6 protein-coding genes are annotated in these 4618 nt (G+C 36.0%); 2 read left to right on the forward strand and 4 right to left on the reverse strand.

The annotated features are described in order from the left end of the window. Positions 1–1038: 1038 nt before the first annotated feature. Positions 1039–1509 carry a hypothetical protein gene (locus F890_RS00040; RefSeq protein WP_005265315.1) on the reverse strand — a complete coding sequence of 157 codons (471 nt, stop codon included), beginning with the start codon at positions 1507–1509 and terminating at the stop codon, positions 1039–1041. Further along, the gene (gene mobQ / locus F890_RS00045) at positions 1506–2477 is read right to left on the reverse strand and encodes a MobQ family relaxase (RefSeq protein ID WP_005265317.1); all 972 of its coding nucleotides are present in this window, start codon (positions 2475–2477) and stop codon (positions 1506–1508) included. Before mobQ ends, F890_RS00040 begins: the two co-directional genes overlap by 4 nt. A 210-nt stretch (positions 2478–2687) precedes the next feature. Between mobQ and F890_RS00050 the strand changes: the two genes are divergently transcribed. Together F890_RS00050 and F890_RS00055 are read left to right on the forward strand one after the other, a co-directional pair. Further along, positions 2688–2975, forward strand: coding sequence for a hypothetical protein (locus F890_RS00050; protein ID WP_034618715.1), 288 nt, complete (start codon positions 2688–2690; stop codon positions 2973–2975). A 2-nt stretch (positions 2976–2977) separates the two neighbouring features. Beyond that, positions 2978–3289: an HU family DNA-binding protein gene (locus F890_RS00055; protein WP_005265319.1), complete on the forward strand. Its 312-nt coding sequence runs from the start codon at positions 2978–2980 to the stop codon at positions 3287–3289. Here the strand turns inward: F890_RS00055 and F890_RS00060 are convergent. Both F890_RS00060 and repM read right to left on the reverse strand, forming a co-directional pair. After that, a complete protein-coding gene (locus F890_RS00060; RefSeq protein ID WP_005265320.1) occupies positions 3286–3573 on the reverse strand; it encodes a hypothetical protein in 288 nt (95 codons plus the stop codon). The two genes, F890_RS00055 and F890_RS00060, sit on opposite strands and share 4 nt — an antisense overlap. After that, positions 3570–4493 carry a replication initiation protein RepM gene (repM, locus tag F890_RS00065; RefSeq protein ID WP_005265321.1) on the reverse strand — a complete coding sequence of 308 codons (924 nt, stop codon included), beginning with the start codon at positions 4491–4493 and terminating at the stop codon, positions 3570–3572. Before repM ends, F890_RS00060 begins: the two co-directional genes overlap by 4 nt. Positions 4494–4618: the final 125 nt, after the last annotated feature.

Raw genomic sequence — 4618 nt, forward strand, 5'->3', positions numbered from 1 at the left:
TTGCAAGATAAAGGTGTACTTATTGCAAGATAAAGGTGTACTTATTGCAAGATAAAGGTGTACTTATTGGTGTTTTTATTCCTATTTATCAATTGATTATAGGAGCTAAAAATTAAAAAATTAAAAAATATTAAAAAGAGGGGAGTGCTTAAAACTGCCCTAGGTACTCGCTAAAGCTCGTACTTTATTGAAGCTCGTTCCTCGCTTCGAGGGGCAGTTTTTAATTAGTTTCAGTACTAACTTCTAAAAGCAAAACAGGACTATGGCACTCGCTTCGCTCGTGGCTTTTCAAAAGCAAAAACTCCAAAGTTCGCACCCATTCGGGATGCTCTGTACCTACCGTTTAAAATCGAAAGGGAGCTTGTAATCAGAGAAAAGGCAAGCGTGAAATTTTGATGATGCTCAATCGCTCGTAGACACTCGCTCGGTTCTTATTATCTAGGTTTTAATTATTTAATGGAGCTAATCAAAGTTGTGAAACATTGATTAAATAATAAGCGTGGAACATGAGAAATCATAAAAAAAGCCCACCTTGGGGAAGATGGGCTATAAAATTTTAAATAAGTATTTGAATTTCAAAGTTTATTATAACACGTTTCGTATAAGGTGTATTATTTTAATTTTAGGAAAATTTAAAAAATAAAATTACTACACCCCCTGTTACAAAAAATTACATCGAAGTATCATTATTCAATAATTTAAACCAGTTTGGTTAAGCTTATGGATATCTATATCATTGGAATTATTATTTGTTTCATAATTATATTGATCTTAATAATTTCAATGTTGAAAGACTATTTTGATAATCCTTTTCATAAATAGCGGTTTGGAGTGAACTTGGCTAAGTTCTCAAGATGATGAAACAAAACAGCAGATTAACGATATGGTGCGTCATATCATGGGGTTGAAACGTGTTTAATTAAAATTTAGCTCGATGCTTTGAAATATGGCTTTTGCCATGTTTTAAAGTCGAGCCACTTTGCAACATCCGTTATTAATAAGATTAAGAGAAGAGCCGAGCAAAGTATTTATCAGTAATTATTTAGGATCAATCACACAATAATCCTTATTCGTTCCGTGACAGTCATTTTTCATGATCCGCACACAAGATTTACCATTACAATTTTTAATATCTAGGTTGTAACTCTGTTCTAACCAAGCTGCTTCTGCTCGTCGCTGCTGGATTTCATCAAAACTTGGAATAAATAAAAATATAAAAGACAGGAAAACTAATACCAGACTAAGGAAAATTGCACACAACAAGGCAATAAATCTGTAGTTCAATTTATCGGTGGCTTTATCTAACTCCTGAATACGACCTTGAAGGGCACGTGTAGCATCTTGATTTGCGTTATTTAGGGTCTTTTTGCTCTGTTCTAGTATCCCACTAGCTACTTTATTGTAAAACGTCTCTAATCGCTTGTTATCATCTGCTATGGCTCCCCTGTATTCTTTCATGGATGCCAATAAAATATATAACTGGTCATCTAGATCATTTTGATTACTCATAATGACATTCCGCCTCTACTTCGTTTTTGAGATGCCTTGCGGAGTGCTTGCTCGGCTCGTTGTCTATCTAATTCTTGCTGTCGCTTCATTTCCGCTTGGCGTTCCAGTTCTAGACGTTTGCTTTCTTGATTCTTCTGCCATTGATCAAAACCTTGATCAACACGGCTTAAACCACGCTGTAAAACGCTCTCTTTTTGCTGTTTCTGTTGGTGAAGCTGTTGGGTATTTTGCTGTTTGACGTTGTCATTAAAACGGCTAATTTCAGTATCTATGCCTTGTCTGCGTAATTGGGTGACTTTGGTGCCTTCATGGATGGTGGCTTGTAGTCCGTTGTTCTGATCGGCATAGCTGCGGTGGTCTATTTTTTCTCGATAGCCTGCACGTTCCAATGCTTTGTTGGCTAAGTCTGCCCAAGTTTCTCGAATTTGCTTAATATCTTCTTGGGTTGTCCCCATACCAAGGCTTTTTCGTTTGGCGTTGCTGAGTTCGATATCGGTTTTGGTGGTCAGGGTGAGTTTATTGTCAGTGTCCAATTCGGCTTTTCGGGTGGTAAGCATGATATGGGCGTGATGATTCTTATCATTACCGCCTTTGCTAGGTTCATGAATAGCTAAATCTGCAATCACGCCATAGCGATCAACTAAGGACCTGGCAAAGTCTTTTGCCAAGTCCTTACGTTGATCAGCGTCTAATTCATCAGGTAGGGCAATCACCCATTCTCTAGCAGTTCGGGCATCTTTACGGTTTTCGGTTTTTTCTGCCAAGTTCCAAAGTTTGCCACGGTCAATTTCAATATCTAGATTAGATATAATTTCAGAATGGGCGACACCTTCTTTTCTCGTAAAGTCATGGGTCAGTCCTGTGCGTTCATCTTCTAGTTTTTCTCCTGCACGATAGGCACTTGATGCAACCGCAGTTCGTCCTGAACTTCGGTTAACTGTTTTAGTTGAACAATGATAGATTGCCATGCAGTCGCCTTGAGATGCTTTTGCTTTTAAAAAATTGCGTAGCAGTTTTTTTGAGGTTAAGGGGATTCCCCTTACGCAAACTTTGACTTGGATGAAATTTAAGTCGTAAGTGCGCATTTCATGAAAAACACGATAGCATATAGCCCGCTTGAATTTCAATTTATAGGGTCTTATGCTTGAGTGGTTTTCTATATCCCGAAATTAAACGTTATGACAAAATCTGCTGAAAATATCGAAAAGAAAATTGAAGCTCAATTAGAAAAGCTGAAACAGTTAAAAGCCCAAAAACAGGCTATCGAAGCAAGAGAAAAAACGAAGCAGAAGGAACAGGAAAGAAAGGACGATACAAGACGTAAGATTTTGCTCGGTTCTTACTTGATTAAAAAGATGAATGCTAACGAAGCCAATAAAGAAAAAATACTCACAGAACTTAATGAATATTTAACTGAAAATAGAGATAGACAGCTTTTTGACTTACCAAATATTGAGGAAAATTAATTATGAATAAAGCCGATTTAATTTCCAAATTAGCGCCTAAATTAAACATTACCCAAGATGAAGCAAGAATTGTTCTAAATTCTGTTCTTGAGGTAATCACAGAAGCCTTAGTTGAAGAAAAAAATGTCCGATTAGTTGATTTTGGTACTTTTTCAGTAAAACAACGTGCAGAACGAATGGGTCACAATCCTAAAACTGGAGAAAAACTTAAAATTCAGGCTAAGGAAATTGTTACTTTTAAACAAGGTAAGGCTTTGGGAGAGCAATTTATTGTTAAGCCAAAACAAAAAAGTAAAGCTAAGAAGAAAGCCTAATTTTTCTTAGCTCTTTGTTTTTCTTGTTCGGCTTTATACTCTGGAATTAGCTTATTTAAGATCTTTTGGATATTTTCGATCTGCAAATTATCCCGATAGTAAATTAAATCCTCTATTTTGCTTTCCATCTGCATTTTTTCGGTGGGTTCGGCATTTTGGGATATTCGGGATAATAGGAAGATATAACCGCATATATTTTCCCTTGCAATTTCATAATTAACGATGTCGAGGTATTCAGCTTGAATGCCTTGAAATTCTTCTAATAGGTTAGTTAATTTCATCATGCTTGAAACCCTGCTTTCTCTAAACATGGGTAAAGCTCTCTGAATTTTTCAGGCTCTAAAAGCATGTCAGCGATACGAATAGCAAATTGCTGAAAGCTTTCCGTACCTTGTGAGTATTTGCTCATTTCGGGCATTTCAGACATTTTATTGGCAAATAAGTGGCGCTGAGCATCAGTCATTTTGATGAAAAAATCAGGGGTGTTTGGGTCACGCTTAGAATCTAATTTTTTCGGCTGTGATTTTTGCTTAAACTTAAATGAAAAACCAATAATTGAACGACCACGTTTGTGTTGTTCATACTCTGCTTTTATATCTGTGTACTTATTAATTTGATCAATGGCAAGGTGTAAAACTTTTTCTTTAAATTGCCCCATTCTCTTGTATTCGTTGGGTTCTATGCCTAATTTTAATCTAAGCTCTTCTAGCTCTACCATAGTCACTTTGCCTGTACTACGCCATGCAATAAGCAACTCATACAAGCGTATAGCGTAAACACTAGTTAAACTGCTGACTTGCTCTAGTTCATAACTGGTGAAGTGTTTTTCTAAATTTGTAATCAACGGTACAACATCATCAGAAAACTTAATACGAACAAGAGCTTCATTCTCTACATAAGATATTCGTTGTACCCATCGACTTATTACATTCTCAATGTTGCCCTTTTGAGTCAGCTTTTGATAGCTAAATCTACGATCAAATAGGCTTTTGCAAGCATCTTTAAGAACTTTATAGGCTGTATTTCTATGAACATTGAAATGGTTGATATAGCTTTCAGCATGAATCGTCAAATCTTTATCATTGGGTGTATTTGATTGCCTAGCTTCAAGTATGGCTAACAGTATTAAACGTTGTTCTGATAGGTCTAAATTATAACTGGCATTTATTAGTGCATTATCTTTAACGACTAGTTCCTTTTTCATAAGCACACATGTTTTTTTAAAGTATATAAGTACACTCTATTTTGTTGAGTGTCACTTTGCAAGATAAAGGTGTACTTATTGCAAGATAAAGGTGTACTTATTGCAAGATAAAGGTGTACTTATTG

Origin of the sequence: Acinetobacter sp. CIP 64.7, assembly GCF_000369745.1 — a bacterium.
Taxonomy (GTDB): domain Bacteria; phylum Pseudomonadota; class Gammaproteobacteria; order Pseudomonadales; family Moraxellaceae; genus Acinetobacter; species Acinetobacter fasciculus.

Bases quoted from the DNA above. Each gene is read 5' to 3' on its own strand.
- F890_RS00040 (WP_005265315.1), bottom strand. From the start codon at position 1,509: ATGAGTAATCAAAATGATCTAGATGACCAGTTATATATTTTATTGGCA.
- mobQ (WP_005265317.1), bottom strand. From the start codon at position 2,477: ATGGCAATCTATCATTGTTCAACTAAAACAGTTAACCGAAGTTCAGGA.
- F890_RS00050 (WP_034618715.1), top strand. From the start codon at position 2,688: ATGACAAAATCTGCTGAAAATATCGAAAAGAAAATTGAAGCTCAATTA.
- F890_RS00055 (WP_005265319.1), top strand. From the start codon at position 2,978: ATGAATAAAGCCGATTTAATTTCCAAATTAGCGCCTAAATTAAACATT.
- F890_RS00060 (WP_005265320.1), bottom strand. From the start codon at position 3,573: ATGATGAAATTAACTAACCTATTAGAAGAATTTCAAGGCATTCAAGCT.
- repM (WP_005265321.1), bottom strand. From the start codon at position 4,493: ATGAAAAAGGAACTAGTCGTTAAAGATAATGCACTAATAAATGCCAGT.